Below are 20,405 nucleotides of genomic sequence, written 5' to 3' on the forward strand. Positions count from 1 at the left end.
TATGCGGGAAGGCCCGCCCCTGTCGACAGGGGCGGGCCTTCCCGCATACGGAGTGGTGCGGGGTGATGCGGGTGGAGGCGTCAGTTGTGGCCGAACTTCTTTTCCCTCTTCTTGCCGGCCATGTGCAGCGGACTCGGGGCCGCCGGGGTCGAGGTGGAGGACGAGGAGTCCATCGAGCTCTTCGCCGGATCCTGTGAAGCCGAGCGCTCTTCGGACTTGGCGGGCTGCTGGCGGTTCTTGTTCTTGGCCATGGGATGCCTCCGTGGGGGGTGTAGGGGCCAGGGCCGCCTTCACACTCACACAGCGCCGTAAACGGCGCATTTTGGATCATTACCGCGCGTAGTCGGGGCTCCCGCCGGGGAGCTCCGTGAGATACGCCACGCCGATGATCGAGTTCCGGCCGTCAAGGCCGTTGCCGTCGGGCAGACTCGTGGAAACCGCGAAAGACACAGAGGACCCCCAGGGGAAGAGGGTGGTACGCGTGGACCGCTGCGTCGTCCTGGTGGACGCCGGCTATCTGCTGGGCGCCGCCGCGAGCCTCCTCGCAGGAGAGCCGTCCCGCTCCCGGATCACCGTCGACCATGCGGCGCTCATCCAGGGCCTGCGCGAACGCGCCGAAGCCGACACCGAGCAGCCGCTCCTGCGGATCTACTGGTTCGACGGCGCACCCGACCGGGTGCCCCAGCCCGAGCACCGGCGCCTGCGCGTCATGCCCCGCGTCACCGTCCGCCTGGGCGCCCTGACCCGCAGCGACGGCCGCTGGGCCCAGAAGGGCGTCGACGCGGCCATGCACGCCGAGCTCACCGAGCTCGCCCGCAACCGGGCCTGCTCGGACGTCGTGCTCGTCACCGGCGACGGTGACCTGCTGCCCGGGCTGATGTCCGCCAAGGAACACGGGGTCGCCGTCCACCTGTGGGCCGTCCAGGCCGCCGACGGGGACTACAACCAGTCCGAGGACCTCGTCGCCGAAGCCGACGAACGCCGCGTCCTGGACCGCACCTGGATCACCCGCGCCGTCCGCGCCCGCGACCTCACCGGACTCTGCGCCCCCGCGCCGGCCCCGCGCCCCGAGATCGCCGCCATCCTCTCCGCGCCGCTGCCCGAGGCCGCCCTCGCCGAGGCCGCCCGCGGCAGCGGAACCCGGCCCGAGGCCCCCGTGGAGCCCGAGGAGGGCGGCGTACCGGCCGCCTCCGCGGCCGCCACCGCCAACGGCAAGGCCGTCCCGACCCCGAAGGACCTCGCGGGCGCCCTGCGCGCCCCCGGCACCGCCGCACCCGCCCCCGGGCCCGGCGGCCAGCCCCTCGGTGCGGCCCCGGCGGGCAGTGCCCTGCGCTGGTCTTCCGACAAGGGGTGGGTCGACCGCGCCGGGCCGCTCGGCGAGCCCGCCGAGACCGCCTCGCTGCCCACCCTCGCCCAGCTCACCTCCGCCGAGCAGCGCTGGGCGGACCGCGAGGAGGACATCACCACCGTCGGCGGCGACCCCTTCGAGGTCGGCCAGGTGTTCGCCCGGCGCTGGATGGAGCGGCTCCCGGAGACCGTGCACCTGCAGAAGCTCGCTACCATGTACCCGCGGATCCCGCACCGGATCGACGGGGAGCTGCTGCGCTACGCCGCCCGCTTCGGGCTCCTCGCGCACAAGGACGACCAGATCGACGAGCACGACCGCTACGCCATCCGGGCCGGCTTCTGGCGCGAGATCGACGTACGGGCGGCCGCGGAACACGTGGCCGGCGGCGGTCCGGCCGCCACCCCGGCCCCGGCGCCCGGCGCCCCCGCGGCCCCCGTGGCGGTGGCCCAGGCGGCCCCGGCAGCCGAGTAGGGGCCGCAACCCCGTAGGCTGCTCCCTCGTGAGTACGGGGACAGCACAGGCGGATACGGACACGGCAGGGGCCGCGGGACCGGCTTCCGACGTGGTCTGCGCGGTACGTGACCTGGTCAAGACGTATCCCGCGGTACGAGGACGGCGCGGGGCCCCGGCCCTGCCCGAGACCCGTGCCACCGACGGGATCACCCTGGACGTGCGGCGCGGTGAGATCTTCGGGCTGCTCGGCCCCAACGGCGCCGGCAAATCGACCCTGGTCCGCCAGCTGACCGGCCTCCTGCGGCCCGATTCCGGCTCGGTGAACCTGCTCGGCCACGACCTCGTACGCCACCCCGACCGGTCCGCCCGGCTGCTCTCCTACCTGGGTCAGGAATCCACCGCCCTCGACGAGCTCACGGTCTCGCTGGCCGCCGAGACGACCGGCCGGCTGCGCGGCCTCGGCCTGCGCGAGGCGCGGGCCGCCCGGGACTCCGTACTGGAGGAGCTCGGCCTGACGGGCATCGCCGGACGCCCCCTGAAGAAGCTGTCCGGCGGGCAGCGGCGCCTCGCGTGCTTCGCGGCGGCGCTGGTGGGTGAGCGGCCCGTGCTGGTGCTCGACGAACCCACGACCGGCATGGACCCGGTGGCCCGGCGGGCCGTCTGGGCCGCCGTCGACCGCCGCCGCGCCGAGACCGGGGCCACCGTGCTGCTGGTCACCCACAACGTCATCGAGGCGGAGACCGTCCTCGACCGGGTCGCCGTCATCGACCAGGGCCGGGTCATCGCCTGCGACACCCCCGCCGGGCTCAAGGCGCGGGTGTCCGGCGAGGTCCGGCTCGAACTGGTCTGGCGCACCGCGCCGCCGCTGGAGCTCCCGGAGGTCGCCGCGCTCGCCGCCGCGGCCACCGAGTCCGGGCGGCGCTGGGTGCTGCGGCTCGGACCCGACGAGGCGCGGGCGGCGGTCGCCGCCGTGACCGGCGGCCCGGCCTTCGCCGCCCTCGACGATTTCACGCTGGCCACGCCGAGCCTGGAGGACGTGTACCTCGCCCTGGGCGGACGCACCTCGAAGGGACTGGTGAAGGCGTGAGCGCCACCGCCGCCGAAACGGCCGCCGCCGAAACCGCCACCGCCGACACCGCCGCCGCACCCGTCACCGCCGTCGGCGTACTGGCTCCGCGCGCCCGGTTCTTCCCGGCGCTGGCCGCCGTCTACCGGGCCCAGCTGTCCCGCGCGCGGGTCTCGCGGATCCCGCTGCTGTTCGTGGCCACCTTCCAGTCCGTCGGGATCATGATCCTGATGCGAGGCGTCGTCGACGGGGGCTCCGAGGCGCGGGCCGTCGTCGCCGGTTCCTCCGTGCTGGTCGTCGCCTTCGTCGCGCTGAACCTGCTCGCCCAGTACTTCGGCCAGCTCCGGGCCAGCGGCGGGCTCGACCACTACGCCACCCTGCCCGTGCCGCCCGCGTCCGTGGTGCTGGGCGCGGCAGCCGCGTACGCCTCCTTCACGCTGCCCGGCACGCTGGTGACCGCCGTGTTCGGCAGCGTGCTGTTCGGGCTGCCGATGGGCGGACTGTGGATCCTGGCCGCCGTGGTGCCGCTGGCCGGCGCCGCCCTCGCCGGGCTCGGCGCGGCGCTGGGCCTGCTCGCCCCCCGGCAGGAGCTGGCCACCCTCGCCGGACAGCTCGGCATGTCGGCGGCCCTGCTGCTCGGCGTGCTGCCGCCCGAGCGGATGCCGGACGTCATCGTCTGGGCGCGGGACCTGCTGCCGTCCACGTACGGCGTGGAGGCGTTCGCCCGGACCTTCGAGCCCCACCCCGACTGGGCGGCGGTCCTCCTCGACCTCGGCGTGTGCGCGGGGGTGGGCGTGCTGTCGCTCGCCGTCGCGACCTGGGCCTACCGGCGGGCAGCGGTCCGCTGACGCCCGCCAGGGGGCATGGCGGCGCCGATCGTTAAATCAAACACTTCCTGGCACGATGTGGGGGTGACCGAAGCCGTGACCCCCTATGACAAGTCCGATCAGCCGCCGTCGGAGGCGTCCTGCGCCGCGACGGAGGCCGGCGCCGCGCCCGCGTCCGAGCCCGCCTTTTCCCCGTCCGACATCCGCGACGGGGCCGCCATCGCCCTCGTGCTCGGTGTGGCCGGCGTGCTCCTCGGGCTGCTGTGGGTCTGGCTCGCGCCGCGCGTGCAGTACGTCTCCAACGGCGAGGCCGTGTTCCTGCGGGACACCGAGAGCGAGGCGCGGATCGGGGCCGACGGGACCTTCCTGCTGCTGTCCGTCGGATTCGGCGTGCTGAGCGCGGTGGCCGTGTTCCTGTGGCGGCGCGGTGGGGGTGCGGCGCAGGTCGTCGGGCTCGCGGTCGGGTCGGTCTTCGCCGCGCTGGTCGGCTGGCGGGTGGGACTGTGGCTGGGGCCGTCCTCGGACCTGGTCGCGGTCGCCCGGAAGGCGGGGAAGGGCGTCCCGTTCGACGCCCCGCTGGAGTTGCTCGCGCACGGCGCGCTGCTCGGGTGGCCGATGGCCGCGGTCGTCGTGCACCTCGCGCTGACCGCGCTGTGGGGGACCCGGGATCCGGCGCCGGAGCTCTCGGTCTGGCCGTCCGGGTACTACCAGGCCCCTGCCGGTCCCGCCCCCGCGGACTCTGCCGGGCACCCGTCTCCGGACCCGTCCGGTACGCAGCCCCCGCGGCCGTAGGCCCGGCTGGGAGGGGCGCCCTGCGGGGGCTGTCCCCTACCCACCCTTCCACCGTTCCCCGGGCGCTGCCCGGACCCGTCGGGCCCCGGGCCGCGCCCGAGGCCCCGGGGCTCCGCCCCAGACCCCGCGCCTCAAACGCCGGCGAGGCCGGATGTGCCGCGCAGCGGCACATCCAGCCCGTCCGGTGACGTCAGTCGCGGGCGATCGGGGCCAGGGTGGCTGCGGTCAGGGCGGCCAGGGTGGCGGGGGCGAGTTCGACCTCCAGGCCGCGGCGGCCCGCCGAGACGCAGATCGTGGGGAAGGCCGAGGCCGAGGCGTCCAGGACCGTGGGGAGGCGCTTGCGCTGGCCCAGCGGGGAGATGCCGCCCAGGACGTAGCCCGTGGTGCGTTCCGCCAGGGCCGGGTCGGCCATCGCCGCCCGCTTGCCGCCCGCCGCGGCGGCCAGGGCCTTCAGGTCGAGGCTGCCCGAGACCGGGACCACGGCGACCACCAGGGAGCCGTCCACGTCGGCGAGGAGCGTCTTGAAGACCTGCGCGGGGGAGACCCCGAGGGCCTGCGCCGCCTCCTCGCCGTAGGACGGGTGGGCCGGGTCGTGCTCGTAGGCGTGCACGGTGAAATCGGCGCCGGCCGCCGTCAGGGTCACGATCGCCGGAGTGCCCGCCGGCTTCTTCTTCGCCATGGGTCCTTCGTCAGTTGGGGCTCGTCGGGGCGCGGGTGAGGTCCACGGCCGGGAGCGAGGGGAGGTGGCGGATGACGGCCGTCTCGGTGCGCAGCAGCTTCAGCTCCTCCGCGAGGCGGGTCGCGGTGTCGGGGGCCTGGAGGAGGCGCTGCTTCGCCGGGATGTCCAGCACCGCGGCGGCCGCGACCAGGTACGAGACCACCGACGGCTCGTCGGGGAGGTCCATGCCGGTCAGGGACCGTTCGCGGGCTCCGGCGAGCCGCTTCTGGTACGTGCGGAACGCCCGCAGCACGCCCTCGGCCAGCGCTCCCGCGCCGTCGCCCGCGTCCTCCGGGAGTTCCTCCAGCTCCGCCACGAGGAACGGGCCGGACGCGTCGACCGACAGGAGCCGGACGCGGACCGTGCCGGTCGCCATCACCTCGAAGCTGCCGTCCTCCCGCTCGCGGATGGAGGCCGCGTCCGCGATGCAGCCCACCCGGTGGAAGGCCTGGACCGGGTCCGCTCCGAAGCCGGCGGCCGGGCCGCGCTCGGGCACGGCCGTCTGGTCGGGCAGACCGGGCGCGGTCGGGGCGACCTCCCGGCCGTCGCGGATCGCGACGACCGCGAAACGGCGGGGCTCGTCCTCTCCCGCCTTCAGCAGCTCGCGCATCATGGCGCGATAACGCTCCTCGAAGATGTTCAGCGGGAGGACGAGTCCCGGGAACAGCACCGAGTTCAGCGGGAAGAGGGGCAGGCGAACGGTGGTCACGAGGCACAGGGTAATGGCCGTGGCCGGGGGGCGGTCACCCCCGCCTCAGGACGCGGGAGGCGCCCGCCGCGACCGTGGTGGCCAGGATCCAGCCCAGGATGACCAGGGCGGCCGTGCCCCACTGCCAGCCGCCGCGCAGAATCCACTGGTCCTGCTGGCCCAGGTCGATCACCGGCAGCAGCAGGTCCAGCGCGAACAGTGCGGGGTTCCAGTCCGGGGCCTCCTCCGCCTTCAGCGGCGGGGGCTTGCCGTGCACCGCGAAGAGCACGGCCCCGGCCGCCCACAGCAGGGCCATCCACAGCGCCGCCCGCCCCGGCCGGTAGCCGTAGACCACCGTCCAGTCCTGGAGGTAACCCCACGCGCGCAGCGCCGGCGGCAGCGTCGACCGCCGGCGCCGCTGTTTGGCCAGCAGCACCCCGCGGGCGTCCGAGTCCTCCCCGGAGGCCCGCAGGACCGCGGCGAGCCGCTCGTACGGTTCCGGGGAGTACTCGGGGGTGGCCGCCTCGACCCACTCCAGCCGGCGGGCCGGCGGGAAAAGGCCCCGGGGCGCGAGGTTCTCGTAGGCGAAACCCTCGATGGACAGCAGGCCCGGGCGGGCCGGCCAGCTCGTGGCCGTGTCCACGAGCTTGACCACCCGCGAGCCCGACAGCACCACCCGCCCCCGCTCCGGGCGCTCGCCCACGAACCGCAGCTCCGGGGTGTGGATGCGGCGCAGCGAGACCTCCTGGTCCTCCGTGAGGGTGAACCGGGCCCCGTAGAAGTCCACGGCGTCCCCGAAGCGGCCGTCGTCCAGGCGCAGGCCGCCCCGGCACTCGAAGTGCCGCGCGGGCTCGCCCCGCAGCGGGGTGTAGCCCTGCCCGTAGGAGGGAGTGGAGGAGCCGGAGTCGCCCGAGGCGTAGTCCAGGGCGATGGAGGTCAGGTAGAGGGTGCGCTCCACGGTGAGCTGCGGCGCGTTCAGCGCCCGCTTCCCGTCCGGATTGCTCAGGCGGGCCCCGCGCAGGCTCATCGACACGCCGACCTTGGCGCCGCGCAGGCTCAGCTCCCCGTACGTCTGGAGCAGCTCGCCCTGGAAGTCCTGGGCCACCGACAGGCCGTCGGCGGCCAGGGCCCGCCCCTTGCCGTCGCGCTGCAGTACCGCCTCGCTGATCAGCAGGTCGGTGCCGATCTGCGCGTCGGTCAGCCGGATCCCGCGCGCCACCCGGCAGCGCGCCAGGTGCAGATCGCCCTCGGTGTGCAGCCGGGCGGCGTCCAGCCGGGGTATCGCGCAGTTGACCAGGCGCAGGGTGCCGAAGCGGGTCTCGGAGAGCTGCACCTCGCCGTCGAAGCGGCAGGACTGGAGCTCCACGTACGGGGTGACCGTGCCGCCGGACAGGTCGAGGCGGCCCGTGATCCGTACGCCGCGCAGCTTCAGGGAGGCCACCCGGCCCGGCACCGGGCCCGGCCCGTGGAGCAGCAGCAGGGCCACCACGGCCGCGCGGACACTGCGCTCGGGGCCCCAGACCCGGTCGGCGTGCGGATCGTCCCGTTCGGCGGTGCGGGAGCTGAGATCGCAGACGCTGCCGGTCCGGTACGCGTCCCACATGAGCCGCTCGGGGCCGGTGAGACCGTCCGGTTCCCCGTCCGGGCGTGCTTCGGCCATGGCGGCCCCCCTCCGCTCGTCCGCGCGGACACCACCGCGCCTACCCGCACGCTAGAGGGCCGCTGTGACATCGGGAAACGTCCGTGGCGTGTATCAGCCAGTGATACGGACGAACGGTGGCGCGAGGCGGTCTGAGAGAATTGCCGGGTGATCTCTCGTATCGACCTGCGCGGCGACACCCTCCCCGAGGGTGGCGCCCTGCGCGATCTGCTGCCCCGTGCCGAGTTCGACGTAGAAGCCGCCCTGGAGAAGGTGCGGCCCATCTGCGAGGACGTCCACCATCGTGGGACGGCGGCGCTGATCGAGTACGCGCGGAAGTTCGACGGGGTCGAGCTCAAGCAGGTCAGGGTGCCCGTCGAGGCGCTCAAGACCGCTCTGGAACAGCTCGACCCGGCCGTCCGCGCCGCCCTGGAGGAGTCGATCCGGCGCGCCCGGATCGTGCACCGGAGCCAGCGCCGCTCCGAGCACACCACCCAGGTGGTGCCCGGCGGAACGGTGACCGAGAAGTGGGTTCCGGTGGAGCGCGTGGGGCTGTACGCCCCGGGCGGCCGCTCGGTGTACCCGTCCTCCGTCGTCATGAACGTCGTGCCGGCCCAGGAGGCGGGCGTCGAGTCCATCGCGCTCGCGTCCCCGCCGCAGGCCGACTTCGACGGCCTGCCGCACCCGACGATCCTCGCCGCGTGCGCGCTGCTCGGCGTCGACGAGGTGTACGCCGCGGGCGGCGCCCAGGCCGTCGCGATGTTCGCGTACGGGACCACCGGCGAGGACGGCTGCGCCCCCGCCAACATGGTGACCGGCCCCGGCAACATCTGGGTCGCCGCCGCCAAGCGCTACTTCACCGGCAAGATCGGCATCGACACCGAGGCCGGCCCCACCGAGATCGCGGTCCTCGCGGACTCCACGGCCGACCCGGTGCACGTCGCCGCCGACCTGATCAGCCAGGCCGAGCACGACCCGCTGGCCGCCGCCGTCCTGGTGACGGACTCCGAGGAGCTCGCGGTCGCCGTCGAGAAGGAGCTGGAGCCGCAGGTCGCGGCCACCAAGCACATCGAGGACCGGATCAAGCCCGCGCTGGCCGGCCGCCAGTCCGCGATCGTGCTGGTCGACAGCCTGGAGGACGGCCTCAAGGTCGTCGACGCGTACGGCGCCGAGCACCTGGAGATCCAGACCGCCGACGCGGCCGCCTGGGCCGCCCGCGTGCGCAACGCCGGAGCGATCTTCGTCGGGCCGTGGTCCCCGGTCTCGCTCGGCGACTACTGCGCCGGCTCCAACCACGTGCTGCCCACCGGGGGCTGCGCCTGCCACTCCTCGGGCCTGTCCGTGCAGTCCTTCCTGCGCGGCATCCACATCGTCGACTACACGCGCGACGCCCTCGCCGAGGTCACCCACCACGTGGTGACCCTCGCCGAGGCCGAGGACCTGCCCGCGCACGGCGCGGCCCTCAAGGCACGTTTCGGGTGGAAGGTTCCCCAGGCATGACCGGCACCACTGACAGCACTGACGCCCCGGGCACCGCGGCCGTCATCGGCATCGACGACCTCCCCATCCGGGACGAGCTGCGCGGCAAGACCCCGTACGGCGCCCCGCAGCTGGACGTGCCCGTCCAGCTCAACACCAACGAGAACCCGTACGGGCTGCCCGAGGCGCTCGTCGCGCGCATCGCCGAGCGCGTCGCCGAGGCCGCCCGCACCCTCAACCGGTACCCCGACCGGGACGCCGTCGAGCTGCGCACCGAGCTCGCCGCCTACCTCACCCGTACCGGCAAGCACCCGGTCGCGCGCGAGAACGTATGGGCCGCCAACGGCTCCAACGAGGTCCTCCAGCAGCTGCTGCAAACCTTCGGCGGGCCCGGCCGCACCGCGATCGGCTTCGAGCCCTCGTACTCGATGCACGCGCTGATCGCGCGCGGCACCGGGACCGACTGGATCTCCGGTCCGCGGAGCGAGGACTTCACCATCGACGTGGAGACGGCCGAGCGGGCGATCGCCGAGCACGCGCCCAACGTCGTCTTCATCACCTCGCCCAACAACCCCACGGGCACCGCGGTCGGGGCGGAGACGGTCCTGGCCCTCTACGAGGCCGCGCAGGCGGCCGGGCCCAGCCTGGTCGTCGTGGACGAGGCCTACGTGGAGTTCAGCCACCGCGACTCGCTGCTGCCGCTCATCGAGGGCCGCCCGAACCTGGTGGTCTCCCGGACCATGTCCAAGGCCTTCGGCGCCGCGGGCCTGCGCCTGGGCTACCTCGCCGCGCACCCCGCCGTGGTCGACGCCGTACAGCTCGTACGCCTGCCGTACCACCTGTCGGCCGTCACCCAGGCGACCGCGCTGGCCGCCCTGGAATTCACCGACACCCTGCTCGGCTACGTCGAGCAGCTCAAGGCCGAGCGCGACCGCCTGGTCACCGAGCTGCGGGGGATCGGCTTCGAGGTCACCGACTCCGACTCGAACTTCGTACAGTTCGGCCGGTTCGAGAACTCCCACACCGCCTGGCAGAAGATCCTCGACCAGGGCGTCCTGGTCCGGGACAACGGCGTACCGGGATGGCTGCGGGTCACCGCGGGCACCCCGGCCGAGAACGACGCGTTCCTGGAAGCGGTTCGCGCACTGAAGAAGGAGCAGCACGCATGAGCCGCATCGGACGGGTCGAACGGACCACGAAGGAGACCTCGGTCCTCGTCGAGATAAACCTCGACGGCACCGGCAAGGTCGACGTCTCGACGGGCGTGGGCTTCTACGACCACATGCTCGACCAGCTCGGCCGCCACGGCCTCTTCGACCTCACGGTCAAGACCGAGGGCGACCTGCACATCGACAGCCACCACACCATCGAGGACAGCGCGCTGGCGCTGGGCGCCGCCTTCAAGCAGGCCCTCGGCGACAAGGTCGGCATCTACCGCTTCGGCAACTGCACCGTGCCGCTCGACGAGTCCCTCGCCCAGGTGACCGTCGACCTGTCCGGCCGCCCGTACCTCGTGCACACCGAGCCCGAGAACATGGCGCCGATGATCGGCTCGTACGACACGACGATGACCCGGCACATCTTCGAGTCCTTCGTCGCGCAGGCCCAGATCGCCCTGCACATCCACGTGCCGTACGGCCGCAACGCCCACCACATCGTGGAGTGCCAGTTCAAGGCGCTGGCCCGGGCCCTGCGCTACGCCGCCGAGTTCGACCCGCGCGCCGCCGGGATCCTGCCCTCCACGAAGGGCGCCCTCTAGCGTGAACGGGCTCAACACGATCCTGATCGTCCTCGGCCTGTTCCTGGCCGGCGGCGTCTACTCCTTCAAGAAGCAGGAGATGCCCGCCTCGGTCATCGTCCTGCTCGCCATCGGCTCCGTGATGTGCCTGGTCGCCGGAGTCCTGCGGATCCAGGGAATTTGGGAATGAGCGCAGTCAGCCCCACCAAGAAGGTCGTGGTCTTCGACTACGGCTTCGGCAACGTCCGCTCCGCCGAGCGCGCCCTCGCGCGCGCCGGCGCGGACGTGGAGATCACCCGCGACTACGACAAGGCCATGGACGCCGACGGCCTCCTCGTCCCCGGCGTCGGAGCCTTCTCCGCCTGCATGCAGGGGCTCAAGGACGCGCGCGGCGACTGGATCATCGGCCGCCGGCTCTCCGGCGGCCGCCCGGTCATGGGCATCTGCGTCGGCATGCAGATCCTCTTCGAGCGCGGCATCGAGCACGGCGTGGAGACCGAGGGACTGGACGAGTGGCCCGGCACGGTCGGCCCGCTCCAGGCCCCGATCGTCCCCCACATGGGCTGGAACACCGTGGACGCGCCGGCCGACAGCCAGGCCTTCGCCGGCCTGGACGAGGACGCCCGCTTCTACTTCGTGCACTCCTACGCGGCCCACGACTGGTCGCTGGAAGTCACCAACCCGCTGATCAAGGCCCCCAAGGTCACGTGGGCCACGCACGGCGAGCGGTTCGTCGCGGCGGTGGAGAACGGGGCCCTGTGGGCCACCCAGTTCCACCCCGAGAAGTCCGGGGACGCCGGCGCCCAGCTCCTCACCAACTGGATCGAGACCCTGTGATGACGACGTCGAAGAAGCTCGAACTGCTCCCCGCCGTCGACGTCCGCGACGGCCAGGCCGTCCGCCTCGTGCACGGCGTGTCCGGCAGCGAGACCTCCTACGGCTCCCCGCTCCAGGCCGCCCTGGCCTGGCAGTCCTCCGGCGCCGAATGGCTGCACCTGGTCGACCTGGACGCCGCCTTCGGCACCGGTGACAACCGCGCGCTCGTCGCCGAGATCACCGGCGCCATGGACATCAAGGTCGAACTGTCCGGCGGCATCCGCGACGACGCCACGCTCGCCGCGGCCCTCGCCACCGGCTGCACCCGCGTCAACCTCGGCACCGCCGCCCTGGAGACCCCCGAGTGGGCCGCCAAGGCCATCGCCGAGCACGGCGACAAGATCGCGGTGGGCCTCGACGTACGCGGCACCACCCTCAAGGGCCGCGGCTGGACCAGCGAGGGCGGGGACCTCTACGAGACTCTCGCACGCCTGGACTCCGAGGGCTGCGCCCGGTACGTCGTCACCGACATCGGCAAGGACGGCACCCTCACCGGCCCCAACCTGGAGCTGCTGAAGAACGTCTGCGCCGCCACCGACCGGCCCGTCGTCGCCTCCGGCGGCATCTCCTCCCTCGACGACCTGCGCGCACTGGCCGGGCTCGTCGGGGCCGGCGTCGAGGGCGCCATCGTAGGCAAGGCCCTGTACGCCAAGGCGTTCACGCTCGAAGAAGCCCTGAAGGTGGTCTCCGCATGAGTTCCGACAACGGTTCCGCGCACACGTCCGCGAACAGTTCCGACGTCCGGCGCATCTCGTCCGGCGGCGCCTACGAGGACGTGCTCGGCTACTCCCGCGCCGTCCAGCTCCCCAACGGGCTGGTCCTGGTCTCCGGCTGCACCGGGGCCGACGCGGGCGGCCCGTACGACCAGACCAAGAAGGCCTTCAGCGTGGCCTTCGAGGCGCTGGAGCAGGCCGGACTCGGCGCGGAGCACGTGGTCCGCACCCGGCTCTACCTCACGCACGCCCGTGACGTGGACGAAGTCGGCCGCGCCCACAGCGAGCTCTTCGACACGAACCGCCCCGCCTCGACGCTGATCATCGTCAACGGGTTCGTGGACCCGGGCATGGTCGTCGAGGTGGAGGTCGAGGCCTTCGGCCCCGTCGGGGGAGGCTCGGCATGACCCTCGCCGTACGGGTGATCCCCTGCCTGGACGTGGACAACGGCCGCGTGGTCAAGGGCGTCAACTTCCAGAACCTGCGCGACGCCGGCGACCCCGTCGAGATGGCCAAGCTCTACGACGCCGAAGGCGCCGACGAGCTGACCTTCCTCGACATCACCGCGTCCTCCGGCAACCGGGAGACCACCTACGACGTGGTGCGCCGCACCGCCGAGCAGGTCTTCATCCCGCTGACCGTGGGCGGCGGCGTCCGCACCGCCGACGACGTGGACAAGCTGCTGCGGGCCGGCGCCGACAAGGTCGGAGTCAACACCGCCGCCATCGCCCGGCCCGAGCTGATCCAGGAGATCGCGGAGCGCTTCGGCCGCCAGGTGCTCGTCCTGTCGGTCGACGCCCGCCGCACCGCCTCCGGCTCCTTCGAGGTGACCACCCACGGCGGCCGGCAGAGCGCCGGCATCGACGCCGTCGAGTGGGCGCACCGGGCGGCCGAACTGGGCGCCGGGGAAATCCTGTTGAACTCGATGGACGCGGACGGTACCAAGGACGGCTACGACACCGAGATGATCGCGGCCGTGCGCAAGCACGTCACGGTCCCGGTGATCGCCTCGGGCGGCGCGGGCAGGCTCGCGCACTTCCCGCCGGCGATCGCGGCGGGCGCCGACGCGGTGCTCGCGGCGTCGGTGTTCCACTTCGGAGACCTGCGCATCGGGCAGGTCAAGGACGCGCTGAGGGAAGCGGGCCACCCGGTCCGCTGAGGTTCGCTTCGCCCGTGGGGGGCCGGTTCGTGAACGGGAACGTCTGGCGGGACGGCAACGTCCTGCGCTGGCTGGCCGCCTACGGGGCTTCGCTCGTCGGGGACGGGGTCTACTTCCTCGCCCTCGGCTGGGCGGCCGCCCAGAGCGCCGGCCCGGCCGAGGTCGGCCTGGTCATGGCCGTCGGCGCGATACCGAGGGCGCTGCTCATGCTGGGCGGCGGGGTGGTCGCCGACCGCTTCGGGCCCCGGCTGGTGGTCATCTCCTCCGACGCGGTGCGCTGCGGTGTCGTCCTGGGCCTGGCGCTCGTCCTGGCCCTCGGCTCCCCGGGCCTGTGGGTCCTGGTGCTGGTCGCGCTGGTCTTCGGCATCGTCGACGCCCTGTTCATGCCGGCCGTCGGCGCGCTGCCGCCGCGGATCGCGGGGCCCGGGCAACTGGTACGGGTCCAGGGGCTGCGCAGCCTCGCGGAACGCGTCGGGCACACCGCCGGGCCGCCGGTGGCGGGGCTGGCGATGGGACTGGGCGGGCCGGCGTCGGCCTTCGCCGTGGCATCGGGGCTGTTCGGGATCTCACTGGTGCTGCTGGTGGCGGTACGGATCGCGCCGCTGCCGGCCTCCGCGGAGCCCGCCGAGGATTGCGCCGCGGCTTCCACCGCGGCTTCCACCGCGGCTTCCGCCGAGGCTTCCGTCCGCGAGAGCCCTTGGCGACAGCTCCGCTCGGGACTCGCCTACATCCGGCGGCACGGGCTGATCGGGCCCCTGGTCCTGTCGGGGGCACTGAGTCAGCTCGGCACGTCCGCGCCGATGACACTGGGGCTGATCCTGGTCTCCGAGGAGCGCGGCTGGGGACCGGGCGGGGTCGGCTGGATCATCGGCGGGATGGGTCTGGGCGCGGCGTCGAGCGCGCTGGTGCTGACCCTGATCCCGAGGTTCCCGCGGGCCGGGGCGATCCAGAACCTCACCCTGATCATCGGCTCCGCGGGCATCGGCGGTCTGGTGCTGGCGCCGAGCCTGCCGGTGGCGGTGGGGCTGGCCGTACTGACGGGGCTCGTCTGCGGGATCTGCGGCGGCCTGGCCATCGCCCTCATCCAGACGGCCACGGACCCCTCCTACCTGGGGCGGGTCAGCTCCGTCATGGCCTTCACGGCGGTGGGCCTGGCCCCGCTGGCCTACCCCGCCTTCGGCTTCGCCGCCGACCTCTGGGGCGTGACCCCGGTCTTCCTGGCGGGGGCGGCGGTGAGCATGGCGGGCGCGATAGTGGGCACCTCGGCCCCCGCGGTCCGCCGCGCGGAACTCGCCTTCGCCTGAGCGGTCGGCCCTGCGGGGTCACTGCGGGGTTCCTGGGGCTTCGTGCGGGGTGCCTGCGGGTTCCTGCGGGGGGTTCACATGCCCAGCCGGGCCACCGTGAGCTTCGCGATGGCTTCCTTCGGGCCGTCCAGTTCCACCGCGGCGGCGTCCTGGCGGCCGAAGCAGAACAGGGTCAGTTCTCCCGGCTCGCCCGTCACCGTCACCACCGGAGCCCCCTTGTGCGCCACCGCCGTCTGGCCGTTCGGGCGGCGCAGGACCAGGCCCACCGGGGAGCGGCGGCCCGTCAGGCGGGACAGCTTCTCCAGGCGGGACCAGAGGGAGTCGGAGAAGACCGGGTCCAGGACGCGGGGGGACCAGTCCGGCTGGGCCCGGCGGACGTCCTCGGAGTGGACGTAGAACTCCACCGCGTTCGCCAGCTCGTCGATCTGCTTCAGCGAGTAGAGGGACATCCTCGGCGGGCCCGTGCGGATCAGCTGGATGAGTTCCTCGTACGGCTTGGCCCCGTACTCCTCCATCGCCTTGTCCAGGCGGGGCTTCAGCGCGTTCAGCAGCAGTCCGCCCGCCGCGTCCGGGCGACGCTCCCGGACCACCACGTGCGCGGCGAGCTCCCGCGTCCGCCAGCCTTCGCAGAGTGTCGGCGCCTCCGGGCCGGCGGACTCCAACAGGTCGGCCAGCAACAGTCGTTCACGCTTCGCATGGGTAGACATGCGAGCCAGCCTACGGCTGGAACCCGCCCGATGCCTGCCCATCAGGCGGACAGGGATCCTTGATCGTCCCCCGGGCCCGGCACAATGGCCCCATGAGTACGTCCTCCCTCGATCCCGCCATCGCCGCCCGCCTCAAGCGCTCCGCGGACGGTCTGGTCCCGGCCATCGCCCAGCAGTACGACACCGGTGAGGTGCTCATGCTCGGCTGGATGGACGACGAGGCCCTCCACCGCACCCTGACCACCGGCCGGTGCACGTACTGGTCGCGCAGCCGTCAGGAGTACTGGGTGAAGGGCGACACTTCCGGCCACTTCCAGCACGTGAAGTCCGTCGCGCTCGACTGCGACGCCGACACCGTGCTCGTGCAGGTGGACCAGGTGGGCGCGGCCTGCCACACCGGTGCCCGGACGTGTTTCGATGCCGACGTCCTCCCCCTGGCCGGTCCCTCCGGCCCCACCGCCGAAGCCGAATAGCCGAAGCCGATCACAAGTAAGGTCCCACGCCATGGATCTTGAGACGTTCCGCAAGCTCGCGGCCGACCGCCGCGTCATCCCCGTCAGCCGCAAGCTGCTGGCGGACGGCGACACGCCCGTCGGGCTCTACCGCAAGCTGGCCGCAGAACGCCCCGGGACGTTCCTCCTGGAGTCCGCCGAGAACGGCCGCTCCTGGTCGCGCTACTCCTTCGTCGGCGTCCGCAGCGCCTCCACCCTCACGGTCCGGGACGGCCAGGCCCACTGGATCGGCACCCCGCCCGTTGGCGTCCCGACCTCCGGCGACCCCCTGGAGGCCCTGCGGCAGACCGTGGAGGCCCTGCACACCCCCCGGGACCTGGCCTCCGGCATGCCGCCCTTCACCGGCGGCATGGTCGGCTACCTCGGCTACGACATCGTGCGCCGCCTCGAGCGCATCGGCGAGCACACCGAGGACGACCTCGAGCTGCCCGAGCTGACGATGCTGCTCACCTCAGACCTGGCGGTCCTGGACCACTGGGACGGCACCGTCCAGCTCATCGCGAACGCCATCAACCACAACGACCTCGCCGCGGGCGTGGACGAGGCCCACGCGGACGCCGTGGCCCGCCTCGACGCCATGGAGGCCGACCTCGCGCGGCCCGCCCCGTACGCGCCGATGCCGCTGCCCGACGCCGAACTGCCGAGTTTTGAAGACGGCACGGTCTCGGTCTTGTGGGGCGGCGAGAAGTACCAGGCGGCCGTGGAGGACGTGAAGGAGCGGATCCGGGCCGGCGAGGCCTTCCAGGTGGTGCCCTCGCAGCGGTTCGAGACCCTGTGCAGCGCCTCCGCGCTCGACGTGTACCGGGTGCTGCGGGCCACCAACCCCTCCCCGTACATGTACCTCTTCCGCTTCGAGAACGGCTTCGACGTCGTCGGGTCCAGCCCCGAGGCCCTGGTCAAGGTCGAGGACGGGCGGGCCATGGTCCACCCCATCGCCGGCACCCGGCACCGGGGCACCACCCCGCAGCAGGACAACGAGCTCGCCGACGAGCTGCTCGCCGACCCCAAGGAGCGCGCCGAGCACCTCATGCTCGTCGACCTCGGCCGCAACGACCTCGGCCGGGTCTGCGAGCCGGGCTCGGTGGAGGTCGTCGACTTCATGAGCATCGAGCGGTACTCGCACGTCATGCACATCGTCTCCACCGTCACCGGGCGCGTCGCCGAGGGGAAGACCGCCTTCGACGTGCTCACCGCCTGCTTCCCGGCCGGCACCCTGTCCGGCGCGCCCAAGCCGCGCGCCATGCAGATCATCGAGGAGCTGGAGCCGACCCGCCGCGGGCTCTACGGCGGCTGCGTCGGCTACCTCGACTTCGCCGGGGACTCCGACACCGCCATCGCCATCCGCACCGCGCTGCTGCGCGACGGGAAGGCGTACGTGCAGGCCGGCGCCGGGGTCGTCGCCGACTCGGTGCCCGAGCTGGAGGACGCCGAGTGCCGCAACAAGGCCGCCGCGGTGCTCCGCGCGGTGGCAGCGGCGAACCGCCTCCACGGCGCCTGAGCCGGTAGGGGATAGTGGGGTACGTGAGTGCCGTACCCCCGCCCCGAACCGAACACGCCGATGCCGCCGCCGAACCCGAGGCCCCCTCGGGCCGCGGCGGCCGCCGCAGCGTGGCCGTCGCCCTGCTGCTCGGCGCGCTCGGCGCCACCGTCGTCCTGCTCGCCTCCGGCCGCGTCTGGGCCCGGGGCGTCGCCGCGGTCGGCGGCGGCTCGCTGCCGGTGACCGCCGACGGGCGGGCCGTCACCGGCCTGCCCGCCGCCCTGGCCATCGTCGGCCTCGCCGCCCTGGTCGCCGTCTTCGCCGTGCGTGGCCGCAGCCGCCTGCTGGTCTCGGGGCTGCTCGCGCTGAGCGGCCTGGGCGCGGCGCTGGCCGCGCTGGCCAATGCCGACGGCCGTGGCGCGCTGGACGCGGAGGCGGCCCGTACGACGGCCGACGCCGCGGCCCACGTGGCCGGCCTGACCCAGACCGCCTGGCCCTACGTGACGGCGGCCGGCGGCGCGCTGATCCTGCTGGCGGGACTGCTCGCGCTGCGCTTCGGGAGCACCTGGCCCACGATGGGCGGCCGTTACGAGCGTGACGGCAGCCCGCGACCGCGCAAGGCGGCCGTGGTGGACCCGGACCGGCCGGAGGACTTGTGGAAGGCTCTGGACCGGGGCGAGGACCCCACCGGTCCGGACCCGACCCCGTGAACGAGTCCGGGGCCCGGTGCGGGACAATGACCACCGAGCGTTGACCACAGCACCGTTCGACACAGCACGTGCGGCGTGCGACAGAGCACACCCGAGTACGAGGAGCAACTCATGGCGGGCACTAGCCACGGACACACCCCGGCCGCCTGGACCGGTGTCATCATCGCGGTCATCGGTTTCTGCATCTCCGGCGCCTTCATGGTGCTGGCGAACCCGCTGGGCTTCTACGCGGGCCTCGTCGTCGTCGTCCTCGGCGGAGTCGTGGGCATGGCGATGAAGGCCGCGGGCATGGGCGCGCCCAAGGCCGCGCACCAGGACCTCTCCGAGGTCATCGCCGCGAACCGGGTCGCCGCGAAGGTCTGACGGGCCGACCGGGCGGTAGCCGGTACGCCGGTTTTCGAAAGGCGCGGCCCTGTCGGGCTGCGCCTTTTGTCATGAGCGGAGAGAATCAGCGGGTGGACGCCTCCTCTGGAACGACCGATCTCGCGCCGCCTCCCGCGCCCGTGTCCCGGGCCGGCCGGCTGGTGCGTCCGGCGCTCACGCTGACCGCGGCCGCCGCGGCCCTCGCGTACGTGGGGACCGTGGATCCGAACGAGCCGGGCCACTATCCGGTCTGCCCGCTGTTCCGGCTGACCGGGGTCCTGTGCCCCGGCTGCGGCGGGCTGCGCAGTGCCCACGCGTTCGCCCACGGCGATCTCGTGACGGCTATCGGGGCAAATGCCCTGGCGGTCGCGGGCTACTTCCTCTTCGCCGGTTTCATGGTCCTGTGGCTGGTTCGGGCCTATCGGGGGGTACCGGCCCCGAGGCTCGTCGTACGGCCGCCGCACTGGTGGGGGATCGGCACGGTCTGGTGGGGGACCGGTGCGGTGGCCCTGGTCTTCTCCGTTGTCCGGAACCTGCCCATGGGCTCTTTCCTGGCGCCCTGAGCTATAGCTGAAGCAAAGATTCCAGATGTCCATTTAATGGGACGCCGTCAACCGCGTGCGGAGGGCGAGGCGTCCTGCGGATACCATTTGAAGTGCTGACCTTGCAGTTGTACGTGTCTGCAAGGCGGCCGACCGTCATCGACCCGGAAGGGGGCCGCTCGCGTGAGTGTGCTCGACGAGATCATCGAAGGGGTCCGCGAAGACCTTGCCGAACGGCAGGCGCGCGTCAGCCTCGACGAGCTCAAGGAGCGTGCCGCCAAGGCGCCCCAGGCCAAGGACGGCGTCGCTGCCCTGCGCGGCGACAGCGTCAAGGTGATCTGCGAGGTCAAGCGGTCCAGCCCCTCCAAGGGTGCGCTGGCCGCCATCGCCGATCCGGCCGGGCTCGCCGCCGACTACGAAGCGGGCGGTGCGGCGGTCATTTCCGTCCTCACCGAGCAGCGTCGTTTCGGTGGCTCGCTGGCCGACCTGGAGGCCGTCCGCGCCCGCGTGGACATCCCGATCCTGCGCAAGGACTTCATCGTCACGGCGTACCAGCTGTGGGAGGCCCGCGCCTACGGCGCCGACCTCGTGCTGCTGATCGTCGCGGCCCTGGAGCAGGAGGCCCTCGTCTCCCTCATCGAGCGGGCCGAGTCCATCGGTCTCACCCCGCTCGTCGAGGTCCACGACGAGGAGGAGATCGAGCGTGCGGTCGCGGCGGGCGCCAAGATCATCGGCGTCAACGCCCGTAACCTGAAGGACCTCAAGGTCGACCGCTCCACCTTCGAGCGGATCGTCGGAGAGATCCCGGCCCACATCGTGAAGGTTGCCGAATCCGGCATCCGCGGGCCGCACGACCTGATCGCCTATGCGAACGAGGGCGCGGACGCCGTCCTCGTCGGGGAGTCCCTGGTGACCGGCCGCGACCCGAAGGCGGCCGTGGCCGACCTCGTCGCCGCCGGAGCCCACCCCGCCCTGCGCCACGGGCGGAGCTGACCCGCACCCATGGCCCGAAACCGCCCCTCCGTCCGCACCCGACCGGGCTCCGGCCTGGCCGGAGTGCCGACGGCGCACGCGCCCCTGGCGCGCGGCTGCCGCCCTCGCGGCTGCCGCGCGCCGGCCCGGCGAGTGCGCGGGCGGCGGGTCCGGTACGTGATCGGCTCCGAGCCCGGTCAGGTCAACGGCATGCGATGGCGACCCGGAGTCGCGTCGTAACGAGGCCCGCCGGACGGTGTACGTCGTACACCGCTTCCCTCGGCGTCCCCGTACGATCCGTCCCCCGAGCCGCCGGCTCCGG

The 20,405-nt window shown here is 73.2% G+C and carries 25 protein-coding genes; 20 read left to right on the forward strand and 5 right to left on the reverse strand.

The genetic code is table 11. From position 1 onward, the window contains the following. Window positions 1-80: 80 nt before the first annotated feature. The gene (locus tag ACIQV3_RS04335; RefSeq protein WP_403709614.1) at window positions 81-251 is read right to left on the reverse strand and encodes a hypothetical protein; all 171 of its coding nucleotides are present in this window, start codon (window positions 249-251) and stop codon (window positions 81-83) included. A 230-nt stretch (window positions 252-481) separates the two neighbouring features. Here ACIQV3_RS04335 and ACIQV3_RS04340 point away from each other — a divergent pair, with 230 nt between their 5' ends. The 4 genes from ACIQV3_RS04340 to ACIQV3_RS04355 all read left to right on the forward strand — a co-directional run bounded on the left by ACIQV3_RS04340 (window position 482) and on the right by ACIQV3_RS04355 (window position 4,486). Beyond that, window positions 482-1,819, forward strand: coding sequence for an NYN domain-containing protein (locus ACIQV3_RS04340; protein ID WP_403709616.1), 1,338 nt, complete (start codon window positions 482-484; stop codon window positions 1,817-1,819). 28 nt (window positions 1,820-1,847) lie between these two features. Then, window positions 1,848-2,888 carry an ABC transporter ATP-binding protein gene (locus tag ACIQV3_RS04345; protein WP_403709618.1) on the forward strand — a complete coding sequence of 347 codons (1,041 nt, stop codon included), beginning with the start codon at window positions 1,848-1,850 and terminating at the stop codon, window positions 2,886-2,888. Next, window positions 2,885-3,715, forward strand: a complete 831-nt coding sequence (locus ACIQV3_RS04350; protein WP_403709620.1) for an ABC transporter permease — start codon at window positions 2,885-2,887, stop codon at window positions 3,713-3,715. Before ACIQV3_RS04345 ends, ACIQV3_RS04350 begins: the two co-directional genes overlap by 4 nt. Before the next feature lie 63 nt (window positions 3,716-3,778). After that, entirely contained in the window at window positions 3,779-4,486 is a 708-nt protein-coding gene (locus ACIQV3_RS04355) for a hypothetical protein (RefSeq protein ID WP_403709622.1), read from the forward strand. A 190-nt stretch (window positions 4,487-4,676) separates the two neighbouring features. Here ACIQV3_RS04355 and ybaK read toward each other — a convergent pair whose 3' ends face one another. Genes ybaK through ACIQV3_RS04370 form a run of 3 tightly spaced genes read right to left on the reverse strand, consistent with a single transcriptional unit; the run spans window position 4,677 to window position 7,552 of the window. Beyond that, window positions 4,677-5,165, reverse strand: coding sequence for a Cys-tRNA(Pro) deacylase (gene ybaK, locus ACIQV3_RS04360; protein ID WP_403709624.1), 489 nt, complete (start codon window positions 5,163-5,165; stop codon window positions 4,677-4,679). A gap of 10 nt (window positions 5,166-5,175) precedes the next feature. Then, window positions 5,176-5,913 (reverse strand): LON peptidase substrate-binding domain-containing protein, encoded by a 738-nt coding sequence (locus tag ACIQV3_RS04365; RefSeq protein ID WP_327307196.1) that lies wholly within the window; start codon window positions 5,911-5,913, stop codon window positions 5,176-5,178. A 34-nt stretch (window positions 5,914-5,947) separates the two neighbouring features. Beyond that, the gene (locus ACIQV3_RS04370) at window positions 5,948-7,552 is read right to left on the reverse strand and encodes an oxidoreductase (RefSeq protein ID WP_403709626.1); all 1,605 of its coding nucleotides are present in this window, start codon (window positions 7,550-7,552) and stop codon (window positions 5,948-5,950) included. 147 nt (window positions 7,553-7,699) lie between these two features. On the opposite strand from ACIQV3_RS04370, the gene hisD reads away from it, so the two are divergent. The 9 genes from hisD to ACIQV3_RS04415 are packed head-to-tail and all read left to right on the forward strand — an operon-like array spanning window position 7,700 to window position 14,800. Beyond that, window positions 7,700-9,031, forward strand: coding sequence for a histidinol dehydrogenase (gene hisD, locus ACIQV3_RS04375; protein ID WP_403709628.1), 1,332 nt, complete (start codon window positions 7,700-7,702; stop codon window positions 9,029-9,031). Next, the gene (locus tag ACIQV3_RS04380) at window positions 9,028-10,179 is read left to right on the forward strand and encodes a histidinol-phosphate transaminase (RefSeq protein WP_403709630.1); all 1,152 of its coding nucleotides are present in this window, start codon (window positions 9,028-9,030) and stop codon (window positions 10,177-10,179) included. The genes hisD and ACIQV3_RS04380 overlap by 4 nt, the downstream gene beginning before the upstream one ends. Beyond that, a complete protein-coding gene (gene hisB, locus ACIQV3_RS04385) occupies window positions 10,176-10,769 on the forward strand; it encodes an imidazoleglycerol-phosphate dehydratase HisB (RefSeq protein ID WP_215035049.1) in 594 nt (197 codons plus the stop codon). The genes ACIQV3_RS04380 and hisB overlap by 4 nt, the downstream gene beginning before the upstream one ends. Window position 10,770: 1 nt before the next feature. Beyond that, complete coding sequence (locus tag ACIQV3_RS04390; RefSeq protein WP_250743789.1) at window positions 10,771-10,938, forward strand: hypothetical protein; 168 nt, start codon at window positions 10,771-10,773, stop codon at window positions 10,936-10,938. Then, window positions 10,935-11,585 carry an imidazole glycerol phosphate synthase subunit HisH gene (hisH, locus tag ACIQV3_RS04395; RefSeq protein WP_385370932.1) on the forward strand — a complete coding sequence of 217 codons (651 nt, stop codon included), beginning with the start codon at window positions 10,935-10,937 and terminating at the stop codon, window positions 11,583-11,585. Before ACIQV3_RS04390 ends, hisH begins: the two co-directional genes overlap by 4 nt. Then, complete coding sequence (priA, locus tag ACIQV3_RS04400; RefSeq protein WP_389433802.1) at window positions 11,585-12,319, forward strand: bifunctional 1-(5-phosphoribosyl)-5-((5-phosphoribosylamino)methylideneamino)imidazole-4-carboxamide isomerase/phosphoribosylanthranilate isomerase PriA; 735 nt, start codon at window positions 11,585-11,587, stop codon at window positions 12,317-12,319. Before hisH ends, priA begins: the two co-directional genes overlap by 1 nt. Beyond that, window positions 12,316-12,744, forward strand: coding sequence for a RidA family protein (locus ACIQV3_RS04405; protein ID WP_403709634.1), 429 nt, complete (start codon window positions 12,316-12,318; stop codon window positions 12,742-12,744). The genes priA and ACIQV3_RS04405 overlap by 4 nt, the downstream gene beginning before the upstream one ends. Beyond that, window positions 12,741-13,496 carry an imidazole glycerol phosphate synthase subunit HisF gene (gene hisF, locus ACIQV3_RS04410; RefSeq protein ID WP_327307203.1) on the forward strand — a complete coding sequence of 252 codons (756 nt, stop codon included), beginning with the start codon at window positions 12,741-12,743 and terminating at the stop codon, window positions 13,494-13,496. Before ACIQV3_RS04405 ends, hisF begins: the two co-directional genes overlap by 4 nt. A gap of 29 nt (window positions 13,497-13,525) precedes the next feature. Next, on the forward strand, window positions 13,526-14,800 hold the full coding sequence (locus ACIQV3_RS04415; protein WP_403709636.1) for an MFS transporter: 1,275 nt from the start codon (window positions 13,526-13,528) through the stop codon (window positions 14,798-14,800). Window positions 14,801-14,874: 74 nt separating this feature from the next. On the opposite strand, the gene ACIQV3_RS04420 is transcribed toward ACIQV3_RS04415, so the two are convergent. Beyond that, entirely contained in the window at window positions 14,875-15,507 is a 633-nt protein-coding gene (locus tag ACIQV3_RS04420) for a TIGR03085 family metal-binding protein (protein ID WP_403709638.1), read from the reverse strand. A gap of 92 nt (window positions 15,508-15,599) precedes the next feature. On the opposite strand from ACIQV3_RS04420, the gene hisI reads away from it, so the two are divergent. The 7 genes from hisI to trpM all read left to right on the forward strand — a co-directional run bounded on the left by hisI (window position 15,600) and on the right by trpM (window position 20,323). Beyond that, on the forward strand, window positions 15,600-15,980 hold the full coding sequence (hisI, locus tag ACIQV3_RS04425) for a phosphoribosyl-AMP cyclohydrolase (RefSeq protein ID WP_403709640.1): 381 nt from the start codon (window positions 15,600-15,602) through the stop codon (window positions 15,978-15,980). A gap of 31 nt (window positions 15,981-16,011) precedes the next feature. Further along, a complete protein-coding gene (locus ACIQV3_RS04430; RefSeq protein WP_403709642.1) occupies window positions 16,012-17,517 on the forward strand; it encodes an anthranilate synthase component I in 1,506 nt (501 codons plus the stop codon). A 14-nt stretch (window positions 17,518-17,531) separates the two neighbouring features. Next, complete coding sequence (locus ACIQV3_RS04435) at window positions 17,532-18,206, forward strand: TIGR02234 family membrane protein (protein WP_403709644.1); 675 nt, start codon at window positions 17,532-17,534, stop codon at window positions 18,204-18,206. 111 nt (window positions 18,207-18,317) lie between these two features. Continuing rightward, window positions 18,318-18,569, forward strand: a complete 252-nt coding sequence (locus tag ACIQV3_RS04440; RefSeq protein ID WP_403709646.1) for an HGxxPAAW family protein — start codon at window positions 18,318-18,320, stop codon at window positions 18,567-18,569. A gap of 71 nt (window positions 18,570-18,640) precedes the next feature. Then, on the forward strand, window positions 18,641-19,132 hold the full coding sequence (locus tag ACIQV3_RS04445; RefSeq protein WP_403709648.1) for a DUF2752 domain-containing protein: 492 nt from the start codon (window positions 18,641-18,643) through the stop codon (window positions 19,130-19,132). A gap of 162 nt (window positions 19,133-19,294) precedes the next feature. Further along, entirely contained in the window at window positions 19,295-20,104 is an 810-nt protein-coding gene (trpC, locus tag ACIQV3_RS04450; protein WP_250743801.1) for an indole-3-glycerol phosphate synthase TrpC, read from the forward strand. 9 nt (window positions 20,105-20,113) lie between these two features. Then, window positions 20,114-20,323: a tryptophan biosynthesis modulator TrpM gene (trpM, locus tag ACIQV3_RS04455; RefSeq protein ID WP_250743802.1), complete on the forward strand. Its 210-nt coding sequence runs from the start codon at window positions 20,114-20,116 to the stop codon at window positions 20,321-20,323. Window positions 20,324-20,405 lie beyond the last annotated feature (82 nt).

Source organism: Streptomyces sp. NPDC099050 (assembly GCF_044759865.1).
Lineage (GTDB): Bacteria > Actinomycetota > Actinomycetes > Streptomycetales > Streptomycetaceae > Streptomyces.

Coding starts and splice junctions, on each gene's coding strand:
- ACIQV3_RS04440 (WP_403709646.1), top strand. CDS start 18,318: ATGGCGGGCACTAGCCACGGACACACCCCGGCCGCCTGGACCGGTGTC.
- hisI (WP_403709640.1), top strand. CDS start 15,600: ATGAGTACGTCCTCCCTCGATCCCGCCATCGCCGCCCGCCTCAAGCGC.
- hisF (WP_327307203.1), top strand. CDS start 12,741: ATGACCCTCGCCGTACGGGTGATCCCCTGCCTGGACGTGGACAACGGC.
- hisH (WP_385370932.1), top strand. CDS start 10,935: ATGAGCGCAGTCAGCCCCACCAAGAAGGTCGTGGTCTTCGACTACGGC.
- ACIQV3_RS04405 (WP_403709634.1), top strand. CDS start 12,316: ATGAGTTCCGACAACGGTTCCGCGCACACGTCCGCGAACAGTTCCGAC.
- ACIQV3_RS04380 (WP_403709630.1), top strand. CDS start 9,028: ATGACCGGCACCACTGACAGCACTGACGCCCCGGGCACCGCGGCCGTC.
- ACIQV3_RS04370 (WP_403709626.1), bottom strand. CDS start 7,552: ATGGCCGAAGCACGCCCGGACGGGGAACCGGACGGTCTCACCGGCCCC.
- priA (WP_389433802.1), top strand. CDS start 11,585: ATGACGACGTCGAAGAAGCTCGAACTGCTCCCCGCCGTCGACGTCCGC.
- ACIQV3_RS04430 (WP_403709642.1), top strand. CDS start 16,012: ATGGATCTTGAGACGTTCCGCAAGCTCGCGGCCGACCGCCGCGTCATC.
- ACIQV3_RS04335 (WP_403709614.1), bottom strand. CDS start 251: ATGGCCAAGAACAAGAACCGCCAGCAGCCCGCCAAGTCCGAAGAGCGC.
- ybaK (WP_403709624.1), bottom strand. CDS start 5,165: ATGGCGAAGAAGAAGCCGGCGGGCACTCCGGCGATCGTGACCCTGACG.
- trpM (WP_250743802.1), top strand. CDS start 20,114: ATGGCCCGAAACCGCCCCTCCGTCCGCACCCGACCGGGCTCCGGCCTG.
- ACIQV3_RS04445 (WP_403709648.1), top strand. CDS start 18,641: ATGAGCGGAGAGAATCAGCGGGTGGACGCCTCCTCTGGAACGACCGAT.
- hisB (WP_215035049.1), top strand. CDS start 10,176: ATGAGCCGCATCGGACGGGTCGAACGGACCACGAAGGAGACCTCGGTC.
- ACIQV3_RS04420 (WP_403709638.1), bottom strand. CDS start 15,507: ATGTCTACCCATGCGAAGCGTGAACGACTGTTGCTGGCCGACCTGTTG.